Below are 15,886 nucleotides of genomic sequence, written 5' to 3'. Positions count from 1 at the left end.
CCCCGAAAGCCGAAAGGGCTGTTTCAGGTTCCTCCTGAAACAGCCCTTTCGGCGTACTGGGGAGTCCAGAGGGCCTCAGGCCCTTTGGCGGCGGCCAGGGGCGGCGCCCCCCCCTGGGTGCATGCCCTATTCTTGTCCTAGCGCCGTCTGCGGGCTTTGGGGACGCCGGAGTCCGCTTCTGCGGGAATGCCGTCGCCGGGCTGGAGCTGCGGGGCGATTTGCGCGCCGTGCTGTTGGCCGAGGGAGGCGAGCCGCGCGACGATGACTTCAGGGTTGGGGTAGGTGTCCTTGAGGGAGAGCAGGATCTCTCTTGCTTTGGGGATGTTGCGTTGGGCCTCGTAGGCGTCGGCCAGCAGGTAGGCGCTCATGACCTTGACGTCCTGCGGCGCTTTTTCCAGCGCCTGGATCTCATCAAGGATGGTGATGGCCTTGGCCCATTGCCAGGAGAGGGACAGGGTCTGCGCCATCTCGTACATGGCGCGGCTCTTGGTTTCCACGTCCTTGGCCTGGGACACGCACTGGGTCAGCAGCTCCAGGGCCAGGTCGTGCTTGCCAAGGGCGCGGTTGGCCACGGCCATGCGCATCTGCGCCTGGACGGCCTTGACGGCGTCGCCGCCGCTGGTGTCGAGGCAGCGCCCCCAGGCGTCCAGGGCCTTCTTGCGCAGTCCTTGGAGCTCGTAGAGTTCGCCCAGGCGGAACAGAAGCGGCCAGTTCACTTCTGGCCTGCTGTTGTATTCGAGGGTGGCGGTTTCGAGCAGGGTCACGGCCTTGGCCATGTCGCCCTTGACGCCGCTGGCGATCTCCACCAGGCGCGTCCAGGCTTCCAGGCGGTGCTTGCCCTGGGGATCGGACTGGAGGTAGCGCTCGTAGGCTGTCTCGGCCTCCAGGAAGTAGCCCCCGGCGTAGGCATCGCGCGCGATGGCCAGGTCCAGGGCGGAGCCGCTGGGCGCGCCCCGGTCGCAGGCCAGCAGGCCGACAACCAGGGCGCACGCCAGAAGGCTCGCGAGCAGTCGTGAGCGCGGCGCGCTCATGCGTCCGCCCGCTAATCCTCGGTGGGAGGCATCTCTTCCTCCACGCCGTCCACGGATTCCAGGCCGTCGCGCTGGACCAGGTCGAACCCGGCCACGACCTCGCCGCCGGCCAGGCGCACCAGGCGCACGCCCTGCGTGGCGCGGCCCAGGTTCAAGCTCACCTGCTCCACGGGGAAGCGCACGATCTTGTTGGCGGAGGAGAGCACGACCATCTGGTCGGTCTCGGCCACCATGACGGCGCCCATGACCTTGCCGGTCTTGTCGGTGACGCGCATGTTGATGATGCCCATGCCGCCGCGAGACTGCGCCCGGTACTGGTCGAGCGGGGTGCGCTTGCCGTAGCCCAGGTCGCTGACGGTGAGCACCTGTTCGCGGTCCGGGTCGCCGGTGACGACGCCGGCCATGACACGGTCCTTGCCGCGCAGGGCGATGCCCTTGACGCCCGCGGCGGTGCGGCCCATGGGCCGGACCTCCTCCACCGGGAAGCGGATGGCCTTGCCCTGCTCGGTGATGAGCAGCACGTGGGCCTCGTCGCGCACGTCGCAGACCATGATGAGCTCGTCGCCTTCCTTGAGGGTGACGGCACGGATGCCGCTTGAGCGGGTGTTGGCGTAGAGCGCGGAGGAGGTGCGCTTGACCATGCCCCGGCGGGTGACGAAGAGGAACTGGCGGTCCTCCAGGAACTCGCGCAGGGTGATGGCGGTGGCGATGTACTCGTCCTTGTCCAGGGGCACCAGGTTGGCGATGTGCGCGCCCTTGGCGTAGCGTCCGGCCTCGGGCACCTGGTGGGCCTTCATCTGGTACATGCGGCCCTGGTTGGTGAACAGCAGCAGGTGCTGGTGGTTGCTGGTCAAGAGGAAGGTGTGCACGAAGTCGCCGTCGGCGGTGCTCACGCCCGCTATGCCCTTTCCGCCGCGCTTCTGCTGCTGGTAGTTGGAGAGGTTGGTGCGCTTGATGTAGCCGCGGCGCGACAGGGTGATGACGGCCTCGTCGTCGGGGATCAGGTCCTCGATGGCGATGTCGGTGGCTTCCTCGGCCACGATCTGGCTCTTGCGCTCGGTGGCGTAGCCCTCGCTCACTTCCTTCAGTTCATCGCGGATGACGCCGCGCAGCACGGCCTCGTCGGCCAGGATGCTCTTAAGCCAGGCGATGAGCTTGCCCAGCTCCTTCAGTTCGTCGAGGAGCTTCTCGCGCTCCATGTTGGTCAGGCGCTGCAGGCGCATATCCAGGATGGCCTGGGACTGGATCTCGGTGAGCTCGAAGCGCTCCATGAGTCCGGCCTTGGCCTCCACGGCGCTCTTGCTGGCGCGGATGAGGGCCACGACCTCGTCGATGTGGTCCAGCGCGATCTTGAGGCCTTCCAGCACATGGGCGCGCGCCAGGCTCTTGTCCAGGTCGAACTGGGTGCGGCGGATGATGACCTCGCGCCGGTGCTCCAGGAAGTAGGACAGGATCTGCTTGACGTTCAGCAGCATGGGCCGGTTGCCCACCACGGCCATCATGTTGATGCCGAAGGAGGTCTCGAGCGGGGTGAACTTGTAGAGCGCGTTGATGACGATGTCGGCGATGGCGCCGCGCTTGAGCTCCAGCACGATGCGGATGCCCTTGCGGTCGGACTCGTCGCGCAGGTCGACGACGCCGTCGATCTTCTTGTCGTTGACCAGCGCCGCGATCTTCTCCACCAGGCTCGACTTGTTGAGGGCGAAAGGGATCTCGGTGATGACGACGTTTTCCTTGCCGCCCTTCTTGGCTTCCTCCACGTGGACCACGCCGCGCATCTTGATGCTGCCGCGCCCGGTCAGGTAGGCCTCGGCCAGGCCGCGCCCAGTGAAGACGATGCCGCCGGTGGGGAAGTCCGGGCCCTTGATCATGGGCAGCAGGTCGCGCGGGCCGCAGTTGGGGTTGTCCAGCACGTGGAGCGTGGCCTCGATGAGCTCGCCCAGGTTGTGCGGCGGGATGTTGGTGGCCATGCCCACCGCGATGCCCGTGGTGCCGTTCAGGAGCAGGTTCGGCACCTTGGCCGGCAGCACCGAGGGCTCTTCCATGGTGTTGTCGTAGTTGGGCCGGAAGTCCACGGTCTTCTTCTCGATGTCGCCCAGGAACTCGCTGGCCAGCTTGCTCATGCGCACTTCGGTGTAACGCATGGCCGCCGCGGCGTCGCCGTCGATGGAGCCGAAGTTGCCCTGGCCGTCGACGAGGGTGTCGCGCATGGAGAACTGCTGGGCCATGCGCACGAGGGCGTCGTAGACGGCCGTATCGCCGTGCGGGTGGTACTTGCCGATGACGTCGCCGACCACGCGGGCCGACTTCTTGTAGGCGCGGTTGTAGGAGTTCCCCAGCTCGTGCATGGCGAACAGGATGCGCCGGTGCACGGGCTTCAGGCCGTCGCGCACGTCCGGGATGGCGCGGCCGACGATGACCGAGAGCGAATACTCCAGGTAGGATTTCTGCATCTCGCGTTCAATGGTGACGTTCTGACTCACGTATATCCTCCGTATGTGGCGGGGCGGGTGGAACCGGGAGCAGAGGCTGCCGCCTCCACCCCAGGACCCCCATCTCCGCCAGGGGGCCTGAGGCCCTTGGACTCCCCGAAGGGCTGGTCAAAGGGAAACAGGTCAACTTCAATTATCCACAAAGAACATCAACAACTCGGGATTCTCAAGAGACTCGCCCCTTGAGCGTGGGCTCGGGGGCAGCGCCCCCGGCTCTTCCGTCCCTAGATATCCAAGTCTTCCACGGCCATGGCGTTTCTTTCGATGAACTCGCGGCGCGGGGTGACGGAGTCGCCCATGAGGTCGCCGAAGATGCGGTCGGCCTCCTCCGCGTCGGCGATCTTAACCTGCAGAAGCGTGCGCTTTTCCGGGTCCATTGTGGTCTGCCACAGCTGTTCCGGGTTCATTTCGCCCAGACCCTTGTAGCGCTGGACCGTGTAGCCGCGGTGCGACTCTTCGAGCACCAGGGCCAGCAGGTTGAAGAACCCGCTGACGCGCAGCTCCGTGCCATCCGCCCGCACCAGCGAGAAGTTCTCGCCTCCGCAGTCCGTGCTGATCTTGAGGTAGATTTCATGCGCCTTCAGGTAGGTCTTGGAGGCGAAGAAATCCACCGCCAGGCGCGTACGGTGGCCGTTGGCGCTGGTGAACACCACAAAGATGCGGCGCTCGTTCTCGTCTTCCTCAACCTCGAGCACGGCCTTGAACCCCGCGGCCAGGGCCGGGCCGACCAGGTCGTCCAGGCTGTGGGCGGCGGCCTCGATCATGGGCTGCACCGAGTTCTCCACGGGCTGGCCGTCCTCGTCCAGCAGCGGGGTCTCCGCGGCGATCTGCGTCAGGGCTGCGGCCGTGAAGTCCTGCGGCTGCACCAGCGCCGCCTGGACCATCGCCATGAACAGCGCCTCCTCGATGCCCATGTGCAGGGCGTCGCGCACGCGATCCTTCAACTGGCGCACGGCGTCGAGCAGCTTGCGCAGGTCCTTGCCGGTGAACTCGCGGGGCTCAACGCCGCCGTCGCCCTCGGGCAAGGAGCGCGCGGTGAGCGCCTTCTCGGCCTGGGAGAGCAGGAAGGCGTGCAGCTCCTTCTCGTCCTTGATGTACTTTTCGAACTTGCCCTTGTGCGCGCGGAACAGCGGCGGCTGGGCGATGTAGATGTTGCCCCGGTCGAGGAGCTCGCGGTACTGGCGGAAGAAGAACGTGAGCAGCAGCGTGCGAATGTGGCTGCCGTCCACGTCGGCGTCCGTCATGATGACGATCTTGTGGTAGCGCAGGCGGTTCCAGTCCGGTCCCTGCTCGTCGTCCAGGCCGGTGCCCGGCACGCCCACGCCCATGGCGGTGATGAGCGCGCGGATTTCCTTGTTGCCGAGCATCTTGTCGTAACGGGTCTTCTCCACGTTCAGGATCTTGCCGCGCAGGGGCAGGATGGCCTGGATGCGGGGGTTTCGGCCCTGTTTGGCCGAACCGCCTGCGGAGTCGCCCTCGACGATGAATATTTCACTCTCGGTGGGGTCCTTGCTCTGGCAGTCGGCCAGCTTGCCGGGCAGGGCGTTGTCCGACAACGCGCCCTTGCGCCGCACCAGGTCTCTCGCCTTGCGGGCGGCCTCGCGTGCGCGGGCGGCGTCCACCACCTTCTCGATGATGTTCTTGGCCTCCTTGGGGTTCTCCTCAAGGAACATGGTGAGCTTCTCGTACACCAGCGTGGCCACCAGGCCCGCCACCTCGGAGTTGCCGAGCTTGGTCTTGGTCTGGCCCTCGAACTGCGGCATGGGCAGCTTCACGCTCACAACCGCTGTGAGGCCTTCGCGCACGTCCTCGCCGGAGAGCTTCTCCTTGAGCTTCTTGGAGAGGTCGGACTTCTGGATGTAGGTGTTCAGCGCGCGGGTGAGCGCGGTCTTGAAGCCCGCCAGGTGGGTGCCGCCCTCGACAGTGCGGATGTTGTTGGCGAAGGTCTGGACGTTTTCCTTGTAGCCCATGTTGTACTGCACCGCGATCTCGGTGACCACGGTGCCGTGCTCGCCGGAGTCGGAATCGCCGATGGCGTAGATCAGGTCGTGCACCGCGGTCTGGCCCTGGTTCAGGTCCTCCACGAAGGAGCGGATGCCGCCCTCGAACTTGAAGGAGTCCTTGTCGCCGGTGCGCTCGTCGGAGAACTCGATCTCCAGGCCCCGGTTCAGGTAGGCCAGCTCCTGCAGGCGCTTCTTCAGGATGGCGTACTCGTACTGGTTGGTCTCGAAGATCTCCTCGTCGGCCTTGAAGCGGATCTTGGTGCCGGTGCCGACGGCCTCGCCGATGTCCTCCACGGGGCCGGTGGGCACGCCGCGCACGTACGACTGGCGGTAGGACCGCCCGCCGCGCTTGACCGTTGCCGTGAGGCTCTCGGACAGGGCGTTGACGACGCTGACGCCGACGCCGTGCAGGCCGCCGGACACCTTGTAGGCGTTGTTGTCGAACTTGCCGCCCGCGTGCAGGATGGTCATGACGACTTCAAGCGCCGTCTTCTTCTCCTTGGGGTGCATGTCCACCGGGATGCCGCGTCCGTTGTCGGACACGGTGACGGAGTTGTCCATGTGCAGGGTGATGCGCACTCGCGTGCAGTGCCCGGCCATGGCCTCGTCGATGGAGTTGTCCACCACCTCGTAGACCAGGTGGTGCAGCCCGCGCACGTCGGTGGAGCCGATGTACATGGCCGGGCGCTTGCGCACCGCGGAGAGTCCCTCAAGAACAGTGATGCTGTCCGCTGTATATGCAGCGGCGTTTTTTTCCTTGTCTGTCATGGCTAGGCGTTTTCCTCGGCGTAGTAGGTCTCGTCCTGGATCATCATGGGCATGATGATGACGCTGTAGTTCTGGTCCTTGTCGCCGGCGATGCCGCAGGGGGCCTCGGGACCGGTGAGGATGAAGGTCACCTGCTCGGACGTGTAGTGCGAGAGTATCTCGATCAGGTTCCTGGTGGGGAAGGCGATGCGCTGCAGGTCGCCCTGGAAGGCGGCGCCAAGGGGCTCCTGGGCCGTGCCTACGTCCTGGCCCTGGCTGTAGAGCACCACCTCGCCCGGGCTGAACAGGAAGTACGTGCAGCGGTTGGAGTCGGTGTTGAAGATGCTGATGCGCTCCAGGGACTCCATGAGCTCGCCGCGGTGGACCGTCAGGCGCGAGGACTCGGGATCCTTCAGCTTGGACAGGAAGCCCTGGTAGTTGGGATACTGGTAGAACGACAGCGGCAGGCTGAAGGTTTCGCGGTGGTCGCCGGTGCGCAGGAACAGGCGTTTTTCGCCAAGGGAGAGCTCAATCTCCTCGCTTCCGAGCCATTTTTTAAGCTCAGTCAGGTACTTGCGCTGAATCAGCGCGCCCTCTCGCGGCAGCAGGTTGAATATGTCGTCGTTGACGAAGGTGAACATGGCGAACTGGTGGCCGTTCAGGCCGCAGACCTCCACGCGCTTGCCCTGGGCGTCCTGCTCGGGCTTCAGGTACAGGCAGGCGATGGCCTCCATGCTGTCCTCTTCGCTGATGCAGAAGGCTATCTTGTCGATGATCTCGTGCAGGAAGTCGCCGCTCCAGAAAACGGTGCCGGCTTCCGTCCCGCCTTCGGCAGGGGCGGCGTCGGGGAAGGGGGCGAAATCCTGGAACCACTCCGGCTCGTTGGCGGGCAGCTTGTACTTGCGGCTGCCTTGCTCCACCAAAACGTTCTTGCCCTCGGCGTCGGCCTTGAGGGTCATCTCCCCGGCGGGCAGCTTGCGCACCAGGTCGCAGAAGGCGCGGCCCTGCACGCCCACCCGGCCCGGCGTTTCCACCCTGGCCGGATACTCGCCGCAGAACTCGAGGCTCGAGTCAGTGGACATGATCTTCAGGCTGCCCTCGGCGGCCTCAAGCCAGATGCTGCGCAAAAACGCCGCGCCGGTCTTGGCCGGAATGATGCCCGCAGATTTCTGCAAGCCCTCAATGATCTCGTCCCGGTTCACCTTTACAAACATACATATTCTCCTTGGATGGCTTCTATGAGCAGGCCCGGTTTGTTCGAAACAGTGGCAACATCCTGGTTTTCAATGGCATTTTATATACATCGACTGTCGCTTCACAGGAACAGATTGTTGTTTCACGCGTCCTTGGAACAGCTCAGCCCGCTTGTCGACAACGAACCTTCAAATCTTTCAACAGCTGTTTCATTTCCTTCCCATCTTCTTGCAATTCTTTGATCTTTTTAACAGAGTAGATGACCGTGCTGTGGTCCTTGCCGCCAAAGGTGCGCCCGAGCACCGGGTAGGACTGGCCGAGCAGCTCCCGGCACAAAAACATGGCCACCTGGCGGGCCAGGGCGATGCCCTGCCGGCGATCCTCGCCCATGACGTCCTTGCGCTTCACCTGAAAGTGCTGGCACACGGTCTCGATGATGCTGTCCGCCGTCACCTTGGGCAGGTCGCGCTCCTCGGTGTTGGACAGGATATGGTCGAAGTCCCGCGCGGAGATGTCCTTCCTGACCAGCTCGCGGAAGGCCAGCAGCTTGATGAGGATGCCGTTCAACGCGCGGAAGTTCTGGAAGCGCTGCGCCAGGATCAGGATCTGCTCCTTGGACAGCGGCAGCTTCTTGGCCCGGACGCGCTCCTGGATGAGCGCCACGCGGATCTCCATGTCCGGCTGCTTGAGGCTCACAACCAGGCCGCCCTCCAGGCGCGAGCGCAGGGCCGGGATGAGGTCCTCGTAGGCTCCGATGCGGTCCTGGCAGGTGAAAACCATCTGCCGCTTGCCGTCGTGGAACTGGTTGAACAGCAGCAGCAGCTCCTGCTGGAGCCGTTCGTCCCCGGCCAGCCAGTGGATGTCGTCGACCAGGAGGAACTGGTGCGTGCTCACGTGGGCGCGGGCAGCCAGCTGGTCGCTCTGCGACAAAAGCTCGCGCAGTCCCTCGCCCGTGGTCACCAGGATTTCGGACAGGGGCTGGTTCTTGGCGATCTCGTTGGCGATGGCCTTCAGAAGATGGCTCTTGCCCGACCCGGATTTGCCGCAGATGACAAAGGGGTTGAACTGGGCCATGCCGTCGCGGGCAACTTGGCGCGCCGTCTCCAGCGGGAAATAGTTCTTCGAGTTGGTCAGGAAGCTCTCGAAGCTGTACTGCGCGTCAAAGGGGAAGCTGAGCTTCCTGGGCGCGGGCTCCACCCCTTCGGCGCAGGACCGCCGCAGACCGGGAGTGACGTAGCGGATGTCGCAGGCGCCGCCGTGAAAACGGTGCAGCTCCGCCTCGAAGCGGTCCTGCATGCGCCCGGCGAACCACTGCGCGAAGAACGCATGCGGAAACCCGATGCGAACCTCCCGGCCGCCCTCGGACTGCTCCACGTCCAGGGGGTCGAACCAGCGCTTCAGCTCCTGCTCGGTGCAGGAGCCCGCAAGATGGTCGCGCAGGGCTTTCTTCACGTCCTGTAGCCTGTATCCTTCGTCCAATTTGTGGAAAAACAAGGAGAAATCTCTCGACCTCGAAGAGAGGCCGGCGGGACTCCCGCATCCCCCACAGTCCTACCCGAAAACCCTTCCGATGCCAAGCGAATAGCGCACCGGGAGCGAGGAAAAAGAATTGCCAACCGCAGCGATTTGAGCCATGTTCCGCAAGGCGAAAGACGAAAAAGTTTTCCACAGATTCAACGATTTTTTCAAGAGTTGTTCAAACGGGCGAGAGCGGGTATATGAGCAGGAATAAGGGCAGGGCGGCGGACCAGATCGCGGCCTTCACCGTGGTCATCAGGGCCGACGAGGTGCGCTGCCGCAAGGCGCTGGCGCCCGCTGGCAGGCCCATGGCCGACAGGCGCCGCAAGAACCCCAGGCGCAAGCCCGACCATCTCGCGGAATACTAGGCCGACACATGGCCGCCGCCGCCCGCAGTGGGCGCGGACGCACGCATGAGCTTCAGCAGCGGAGGATAGCATGGCCGGGAAAGCCAAGACCGGAAAGACCATCGCCGAGATCAACGAGCGCATCCAGAAAGGCAAGGCCGTGGTCCTCACGGCGGAGGAGATGGTGGAAACCGTCCGCCGCCTGGGCAAGACCAAGGCCGCCAAAGAGGTCGACGTCGTCACCACGGGCACCTTCTCGCCCATGTGCTCCTCCGGCATGCTCTTCAACTTTGGGCAGGAGCCGCCGCTCATGAAGGCCAGCCAGGTTTGGCTGAACAACGTGCCCTGCTACGCCGGCCTTGCCGCGGTGGACGCCTATTGCGGCGTCACGGAGGCCAGCGCCGACGACCCGCTGAACAAGGTCTACCCCGGCCGCTTCGCCTACGGCGGCGGCCACGTCATCGAAGACCTGCTGCGCGGCAAGCCCGTGCGCCTGCGCGCCAAGTCCTACGGCACCGACTGCTACCCCCGCAAGGAGCTGGAGAAGGACGTGACCCTGGCCAGCCTGCCCGGGGCCTGGCTGCTGAACCCGCGCAACTGCTACCAGAACTACAACTGCGCTGTGAACATGAGCGGCCGCACCATCTACACCTACATGGGCCCGTTGAAGCCGGGCTGCCGCAACGCCAACTACGCCACCAGCGGCCAGCTCTCGCCCCTGTTCAACGATCCCTTCCTGCGCACCATCGGCCTGGGCACGCGGATCTTCCTGGGCGGCAGCGTGGGCTATGTCATCGGCGCGGGCACCCAGCACGTGTCCAAACCGCCCCGGAACGAGCGCGGCATCCCCATGGCGGCCTCGGGCACGCTCATGCTCAAGGGCAACCTGAAGGGCATGGATCCGCGCTACGTGCGCGGCCTGTCGCTCATCGGCTACGGCTGCTCGCTGAACCTGGGCGTGGGCATCCCCATCCCCATCCTGGACGAGGAGATGGCCTGGTTCACCGGCGTGGCCGACTCCGACATCCAGATGCCCATCAAGGACTATGGCTACGACTATCCCAACGGCATCAGCCGCACCATCGCCCACGTGACCTTCGAGGAGCTGAAGAGCGGCCAGATAACGGTGAACGAACGCGTGACGCCCACCGTGCCTGTGACCAGCTACTCCATTTCGCTGGAGATAGCCGAGACCCTCAAGAAATGGATCGAGGAGGGCAAGTTCCTCCTCACCGAGCCCCAGTGCGAGATACTGTCCATGTGACGAGACAAGGGAGGCTTCAAGCCTCCCTTTTTTTTGCCGCCTGAGCGCCAAAGAACGCCCCGGCGGCGCCTCCGGCCTTGCAACGCCTGGAGAATTGTCTATGGTGGCCCCGGCGGGCACAGGCGAAAGCCGTCCGCCCGCCAGAACTTCAACACCCAAGTCACGCCCATGCCCGAACTCTTCCGCGCGGCGAAAATCGCGCCCATGACACCCGGCTGGCCCCTGTATGAGGACGCCGCCGTCGTGGTCCACGACCAGGCAATTCTGGACGTGGGGTCTTTCGACCATATGCGCCGCAAGTATGAAGGACCGGTGCGCGACCTGGGCGACGTGACCCTGGCCCCGGCCACCTTCAACAGCCACACCCACCTGGAGATGACGCACCTCCTGGGCAAGACCGCGCCCGGCCAGGGCTTCGTGCCCTGGGTCAAGAGCCTGCTGGCCCAGAACGCCTACGGGGTGGACGAGCCCCTGGTGCGCTCCGAGCTGCTGCGCCTGGAGCAGAAGGGCTGCGCCTTCCTGGCCGACATCAGCACCCGCAACGCCCCGCTCCTGGCCGAGGTCCTGGCCTCGAGCGGCCTGTACTTCACGGCCTTCAGCGAGGCCATCGGCACCCCCAGCCAGGTGGACGCCGGGCCGCTGCTCGTGCAGTCGCGCTCCGTTGCGGAGAGCGGGCGCGGAGCCTGCGCCGTGGCCGGGCACGCCCTCTACAGCACCAGCGCGGAGCTCATGCGCGCGGTCAAGGCGCTTGACGCCGCCCACAACCTGCCTTTCTCGCTGCACCTGGCCGAGCACGCGGACGAGGACGCCATCCTGCTCACGGGCAAGAGCCCCTTCCTGGACCTGCTGCGCTCGCGCGGGTTCATCACCGACTACGACGCCCCGGGACAGCGCCCGATTCCGCTGGCCGCCGGGCTGGGCCTGCTGGACGCTGCCACCCTGTGCGTGCACTGCGTCACCATAACCGACGCGGACATCGTGATGCTGGCACAGAGCCGGGCCACGGTCTGCCTGTGCCCGCGCAGCAACGAGTTCATCGGCGTGGGCCAGGCCCCGCTGCGGGCGCTTCTGGAGGCCGGGGTGAACCTGTGCCTCGGCACGGACGGCCTGTGCTCCAACTTCGACCTGGACCCCTTTGCGGAGTTGTCCTGGCTGGCCCAGCGCAACCCGGGGGTCATGAGCCTGTGCCAGGGTTTGGCGCTCATCACCGAGAACCCGGCCCGCTTCTTCGGCCCGTTGGTTCCGGGGGTGGACAGGCTGGGAAGCCTGGAGCCCGGCAAGGCCGCGCGCTTCTCCGTGGTGCCGCAGACAGTGCTGGAAGCGTTTACCGACGCGGACTGACAGCCGCCCCCGGGCTGACGAACCGCACAGATCGACAACCCGCCCAGCGGGACAGCCCGGCAAGAGCCGGGGAGGAAAGGACGCCGCCATGCAGTGGAAACACAAGGACCTGCTCGACATCTCCCAGCTTGACGCGGACGAGGTGCGCCACATCCTGGCCACCGCCGCCTACTTCCGGGAGATCAACAGCCGCCCGGTCAAGAAGGTGCCGACCCTGAAGGGCCGCAGCGTGGTGCTCTTCTTCGCGGAGGCCAGCACCCGCACCAAGACCAGCTTCGACATGGCTGGCAAGCGCCTCTCGGCGGACACCTTCGCCCTGGCCAAGAGCGGCTCCAGCCTGGCCAAGGGCGAGACCTTGAAGGACACGGCCCTCACCCTGCAGGCCATGAACCCCGACGGCATCGTCATCCGCCACGGCTCCAGCGGCGCCGCGCAGTTCCTGGCCGAGCGCCTGGAATGCAGCGTCATCAATGCGGGTGACGGGAGGCACGCCCACCCCACCCAGGCCCTGCTCGACGCGCTGACCCTGTCGCGCCACTGGAACGGAGACTTCGCGGGCAAGACCGTGCTCATCCTGGGCGACATCTCCCACAGCCGGGTGGCGCGCTCCAACGTGCTGCTCCTGACCATGCTGGGCGCCCAGGTGCGCCTGTGCGGCCCCAGAACGCTCCTGCCCCCGCGGCTGGACACCTGGCCCGTCACCGTCTTCTCCGATCTTTCCAAGGCCGCCCGGGACGTGGACGCGGTGATGTGCCTGCGCCTGCAGCTGGAGCGCCAGCACGCGGGCCTGCTGCCCGACCTGCGCGAGTACGCGCGGACCTTCGGGGTCTCTCCCCGGCACTTGGCCCAGGCCGCGCCGGGCGCCTGCGTGCTGCACCCCGGGCCCATCAACCGGGGCGTGGAGATCGACTCCGCCCTGGCCGACAGCGCCGAGAGCCTGATCCTGGAGCAGGTGGAGAACGGGGTGGCCGTGCGCATGGCCCTGCTCTACCTCTACCTGACACGCAAATCGCCGGATGCCGCGCAGCCCGGCATCCCCGCCTAGGAGGCCGCAATGAGCGAGAACAACAAACCACAACAGGTCAAGAAACTCGACCTCGCGGTGCGCTCGGCCCTGTGGCTCGGCCCCCTGAAGAGCCAGGCAAAAGCCAGCGGCAAGAAGGGCTCGCAGCCGAAAGCACAGCTGGGCATGCTCAAGAATCCCAAGGGCCAGCTCGTCGACGTGCTGGTGGCCAAGGGACGCATCGTGTCCGTGGCGCCCGCGGGCAGCCTGGACGTGCAGGCCGCCAAGGAAGTCGACGCGCGCGGGCTCATCCTGCTGCCCAGCCTCACCGACGCCCACACCCACCTGCGCGAGCCCGGGCAGGAATACAAGGAGGACATAGCCTCCGGCCTGCTCGCCGCGGCCTTTGGGGGGTTCTCCAACCTCATGTGCATGGCCAACACCAGGCCCGTCAACGACACCGCCAGCGTCACCGAGTTCATGCTGGAGCAGGCCAGGAAGAGCTGGCCCCCCGCCGTTGGAGTCGGCCCGCGCCTGTACCCCATCGGCGCGCTGACCAAGGGCCTCAAGGGCCAGGAGCTGGCGTCCATGGCCGACCTGAAGGACGCCGGGTGCGTCGCCGTGTCCAACGACGGCCGCCCGGTGGAAAGCACAGAGCTGTTCCGGCGCGCGCTGGAATACGCCCACGACCTGGGCCTCGTGGTCATCGACCACTGCGAGGATCCCTTCCTGGCTCCGGCCGCGGGCGTCAACGAGGGCGTGGTCTCCAGCCGCCTGGGCCTGGCCGGGCAGCCGGACATAGCCGAGGCCATCCAGGCCAGCCGCGACGTGCTCCTGGCCGAGTACCTGAACGTGCCCATCCACCTGGCGCACATTTCCTGCGAGAAGAGCGTGGCCGTCATCCGCGCGGCCAAGGCTCGCGGCGTCGACGTCACCGCCGAGACCTGCCCGCACTACCTGACCCTCACCGAGGACGAGGTGGCCGGCTACAGCGCCAACGCCAAGGTCAACCCGCCGCTGCGGCCCCAGGCCGACGTGGAGGCCCTGCTCGAGGCCCTGGCCGACGGCACCATCGACATGCTCGCCACCGACCACGCGCCCCATGCCGCCCACGAGAAGGAGGTTGAGTTCGACCAGGCCCCCTGCGGCATCTCCGGCCTGGACACGGCCCTGGCCGTGACCTGGGAGCTGGTGCGCACGGGCAGGCTGCCCTTCGACGCCTTCCTGCGCGCCTGGACCACGGCCCCGTGCCGACGCTTCGGCCTGCCGGTGTGCACCTTCGCCCCCGGCGATCCGGCGGACTTCCTGCTGTTCGACCAGGAGGCGCAGTGGGTCGTCGGGCCGGACACCATGCAGAGCAAGAGCAAGAACACCCCGCTTCTGGGGCGCGTCCTGCGCGGGCGGCTCAAGGCCCATTTCCTTGCGGGAAAAAGCATAGTATAGAAGATTCGCGTGCAGGCATTTGCGCCTGGCCGAAACAGAGAGTGAACCCCCTGCCCCCACGCGGGCATCCAGAGCCGGAGGAAGAATGAGCCAGCCTTTCAAGGACGCCGTGAGCCTGTGCAAAAGCATTATGCGCAACGGCTACGACGCCTACGTCATCAACGCACGACTGCAAAAGACCCTGCTGGCCGAGACCGACAGCAAGGACGTGCTGGCCATGGACATCAGCACCGAACTTGACTTCGACGGCCTGAAGCGCCTGTTCCCGAACCTGGAGACCTGCTCCGACCAGGGCGTCACCGGGCTCATCCGCCAGAGCGGCGTGACCTTCTACTTCCACCCCGCCAGCGTCGACGACGGCGCCCACCCCGAGGAATGCGTGGCCCGGCTCACCCCGCGCCTGCTCAAGATCCTGGAGCAGAAGGGCGAGATTCCGCTCTCCGCCGCCTGCCCCTACCTGCCAAGCCCCCAGGAACAAGACCAGGGCCTGGCCGGGTTCGACGAAGGCCAGGTGCGCATCAAGGGCTTCCCCGACCAGGTGCTCAAGCAGGACTACCTGCTGGCCGTGCGCGCCATGCGCTTCGCCGCCAACTACCACCTGCCCATCGAGCCCAACACCTGGCTGGCCATCGTCCGCGGCGCGCGCCGCGTGCTCGACTACTGCCCCGTGGCCGACATCATGGACGAGTTCCGCAAGGTCGAGGCCGAAAACCTCTGGCAGTTCGTGTCGCTCCTGTTCGAGAGCCAGCTCCTGCACGGCCTGCTGCCGGAAATCGCCGCCCTGTCCCGCGTCAAGCAGATCAAGAATCCCGAGGAGGGCGAGGAAACCGTCTTGGCGCACACCCTCGACGTCATGCGCCACTACCCCGAAGTGCTGCCCTACGACTGGTACGGCACCATCGCCTGCATGTTCCACGATGTGGGCAAGCTCTACACCGCCGAATACTCCGATGGCCAGTGGAGCTTCCTGCAACACCACCGCGTGGGCGCCAAGGTTACCCGCAAGATTCTGAACCGCTTGCACTTCCCGCCGGAAGACATCGACCTCGTCTGCACCCTCGTGCGCGACCACATGCGCCCGCACTTCATGCTCACCGACAAGGGCATGCGCCGCCTCAAGGCCATCGACGAATACCCGCGCATCCTCGAAATGGTCCGCGCCGACATCAAGGCCAGAAACGGCTCCTACCGCGAATTCAACCACAACCTGAAAATGTTCGAACGCGCCGATACGCCCGAAGAAGCCCTCGAGCCGCTCCTCAATGGACGCGACATCATGCAGGCCACCGGGCTCAACCCCGGACCAACCGTCGGCATCATCCGCGACGCGCTGCTCAAAGCCCAAATCGCCGGCGACGTCACCAACCTCGACGAAGCCAAAAGCTTCGTCAAACGCTACGCCCAGGAAGAACGCCTGGTGTAGAGCCAGGGGGCGCCGCCCCCTGGACCCCCGCCGGGGGCAGCGGCCCCCGGACCCCCATTTTACGCCGAAAGGGCTGTTTC

At 65.8% G+C, this 15,886-nt stretch carries 11 protein-coding genes; 6 read left to right on the top strand and 5 right to left on the bottom strand.

Translation table 11 applies throughout. The annotated features are described in order from the left end of the window. Positions 1-137: 137 nt before the first annotated feature. From RDU24_RS15105 to RDU24_RS15085, 5 genes are all read right to left on the bottom strand, one after another. Positions 138-1,031 (bottom strand): tetratricopeptide repeat protein, encoded by an 894-nt coding sequence (locus RDU24_RS15105; protein WP_308736609.1) that lies wholly within the window; start codon positions 1,029-1,031, stop codon positions 138-140. Between the two features lie 11 nt (positions 1,032-1,042). Further along, complete coding sequence (gene gyrA, locus RDU24_RS15100; protein WP_308736608.1) at positions 1,043-3,514, bottom strand: DNA gyrase subunit A; 2,472 nt, start codon at positions 3,512-3,514, stop codon at positions 1,043-1,045. Between the two features lie 233 nt (positions 3,515-3,747). Continuing rightward, entirely contained in the window at positions 3,748-6,294 is a 2,547-nt protein-coding gene (gyrB, locus tag RDU24_RS15095) for a DNA topoisomerase (ATP-hydrolyzing) subunit B (protein WP_308736607.1), read from the bottom strand. 2 nt (positions 6,295-6,296) lie between these two features. After that, complete coding sequence (gene dnaN, locus RDU24_RS15090) at positions 6,297-7,487, bottom strand: DNA polymerase III subunit beta (protein WP_308736606.1); 1,191 nt, start codon at positions 7,485-7,487, stop codon at positions 6,297-6,299. 142 nt (positions 7,488-7,629) lie between these two features. Further along, positions 7,630-8,919: a DnaA ATPase domain-containing protein gene (locus RDU24_RS15085; protein ID WP_308736605.1), complete on the bottom strand. Its 1,290-nt coding sequence runs from the start codon at positions 8,917-8,919 to the stop codon at positions 7,630-7,632. A gap of 266 nt (positions 8,920-9,185) precedes the next feature. Here RDU24_RS15085 and RDU24_RS15080 point away from each other — a divergent pair, with 266 nt between their 5' ends. The 6 genes from RDU24_RS15080 (at position 9,186) to RDU24_RS15055 (ending at position 15,806) form a co-directional block, all read left to right on the top strand. Then, entirely contained in the window at positions 9,186-9,353 is a 168-nt protein-coding gene (locus RDU24_RS15080) for a hypothetical protein (RefSeq protein WP_308736604.1), read from the top strand. Positions 9,354-9,423: 70 nt separating this feature from the next. Then, positions 9,424-10,596 (top strand): homocysteine biosynthesis protein, encoded by a 1,173-nt coding sequence (locus RDU24_RS15075; protein ID WP_308736603.1) that lies wholly within the window; start codon positions 9,424-9,426, stop codon positions 10,594-10,596. Between the two features lie 168 nt (positions 10,597-10,764). Further along, positions 10,765-11,937 (top strand): amidohydrolase family protein, encoded by a 1,173-nt coding sequence (locus tag RDU24_RS15070; RefSeq protein ID WP_308736602.1) that lies wholly within the window; start codon positions 10,765-10,767, stop codon positions 11,935-11,937. 88 nt (positions 11,938-12,025) lie between these two features. Continuing rightward, positions 12,026-12,982, top strand: coding sequence for an aspartate carbamoyltransferase catalytic subunit (locus tag RDU24_RS15065; RefSeq protein ID WP_308736601.1), 957 nt, complete (start codon positions 12,026-12,028; stop codon positions 12,980-12,982). Between the two features lie 144 nt (positions 12,983-13,126). After that, positions 13,127-14,383 (top strand): dihydroorotase, encoded by a 1,257-nt coding sequence (locus RDU24_RS15060; RefSeq protein ID WP_308736610.1) that lies wholly within the window; start codon positions 13,127-13,129, stop codon positions 14,381-14,383. Between the two features lie 85 nt (positions 14,384-14,468). Continuing rightward, positions 14,469-15,806 carry an HD domain-containing protein gene (locus RDU24_RS15055; RefSeq protein ID WP_308736600.1) on the top strand — a complete coding sequence of 446 codons (1,338 nt, stop codon included), beginning with the start codon at positions 14,469-14,471 and terminating at the stop codon, positions 15,804-15,806. Positions 15,807-15,886 lie beyond the last annotated feature (80 nt).

Source organism: Humidesulfovibrio sp., from assembly GCF_031082295.1.
GTDB lineage: Bacteria > Desulfobacterota > Desulfovibrionia > Desulfovibrionales > Desulfovibrionaceae > Humidesulfovibrio.
Note: the sequence above shows the minus strand (reverse complement) of the source record. Positions and strands in the feature narration are given on the sequence as shown.

Bases quoted from the DNA above. Each gene is read 5' to 3' on its own strand.
- RDU24_RS15105 (WP_308736609.1), bottom strand. From the start codon at position 1,031: ATGAGCGCGCCGCGCTCACGACTGCTCGCGAGCCTTCTGGCGTGCGCC.
- gyrB (WP_308736607.1), bottom strand. From the start codon at position 6,294: ATGACAGACAAGGAAAAAAACGCCGCTGCATATACAGCGGACAGCATC.
- dnaN (WP_308736606.1), bottom strand. From the start codon at position 7,487: ATGTTTGTAAAGGTGAACCGGGACGAGATCATTGAGGGCTTGCAGAAA.
- RDU24_RS15080 (WP_308736604.1), top strand. From the start codon at position 9,186: ATGAGCAGGAATAAGGGCAGGGCGGCGGACCAGATCGCGGCCTTCACC.
- RDU24_RS15075 (WP_308736603.1), top strand. From the start codon at position 9,424: ATGGCCGGGAAAGCCAAGACCGGAAAGACCATCGCCGAGATCAACGAG.
- RDU24_RS15070 (WP_308736602.1), top strand. From the start codon at position 10,765: ATGCCCGAACTCTTCCGCGCGGCGAAAATCGCGCCCATGACACCCGGC.
- RDU24_RS15065 (WP_308736601.1), top strand. From the start codon at position 12,026: ATGCAGTGGAAACACAAGGACCTGCTCGACATCTCCCAGCTTGACGCG.
- RDU24_RS15060 (WP_308736610.1), top strand. From the start codon at position 13,127: ATGCTCAAGAATCCCAAGGGCCAGCTCGTCGACGTGCTGGTGGCCAAG.
- RDU24_RS15055 (WP_308736600.1), top strand. From the start codon at position 14,469: ATGAGCCAGCCTTTCAAGGACGCCGTGAGCCTGTGCAAAAGCATTATG.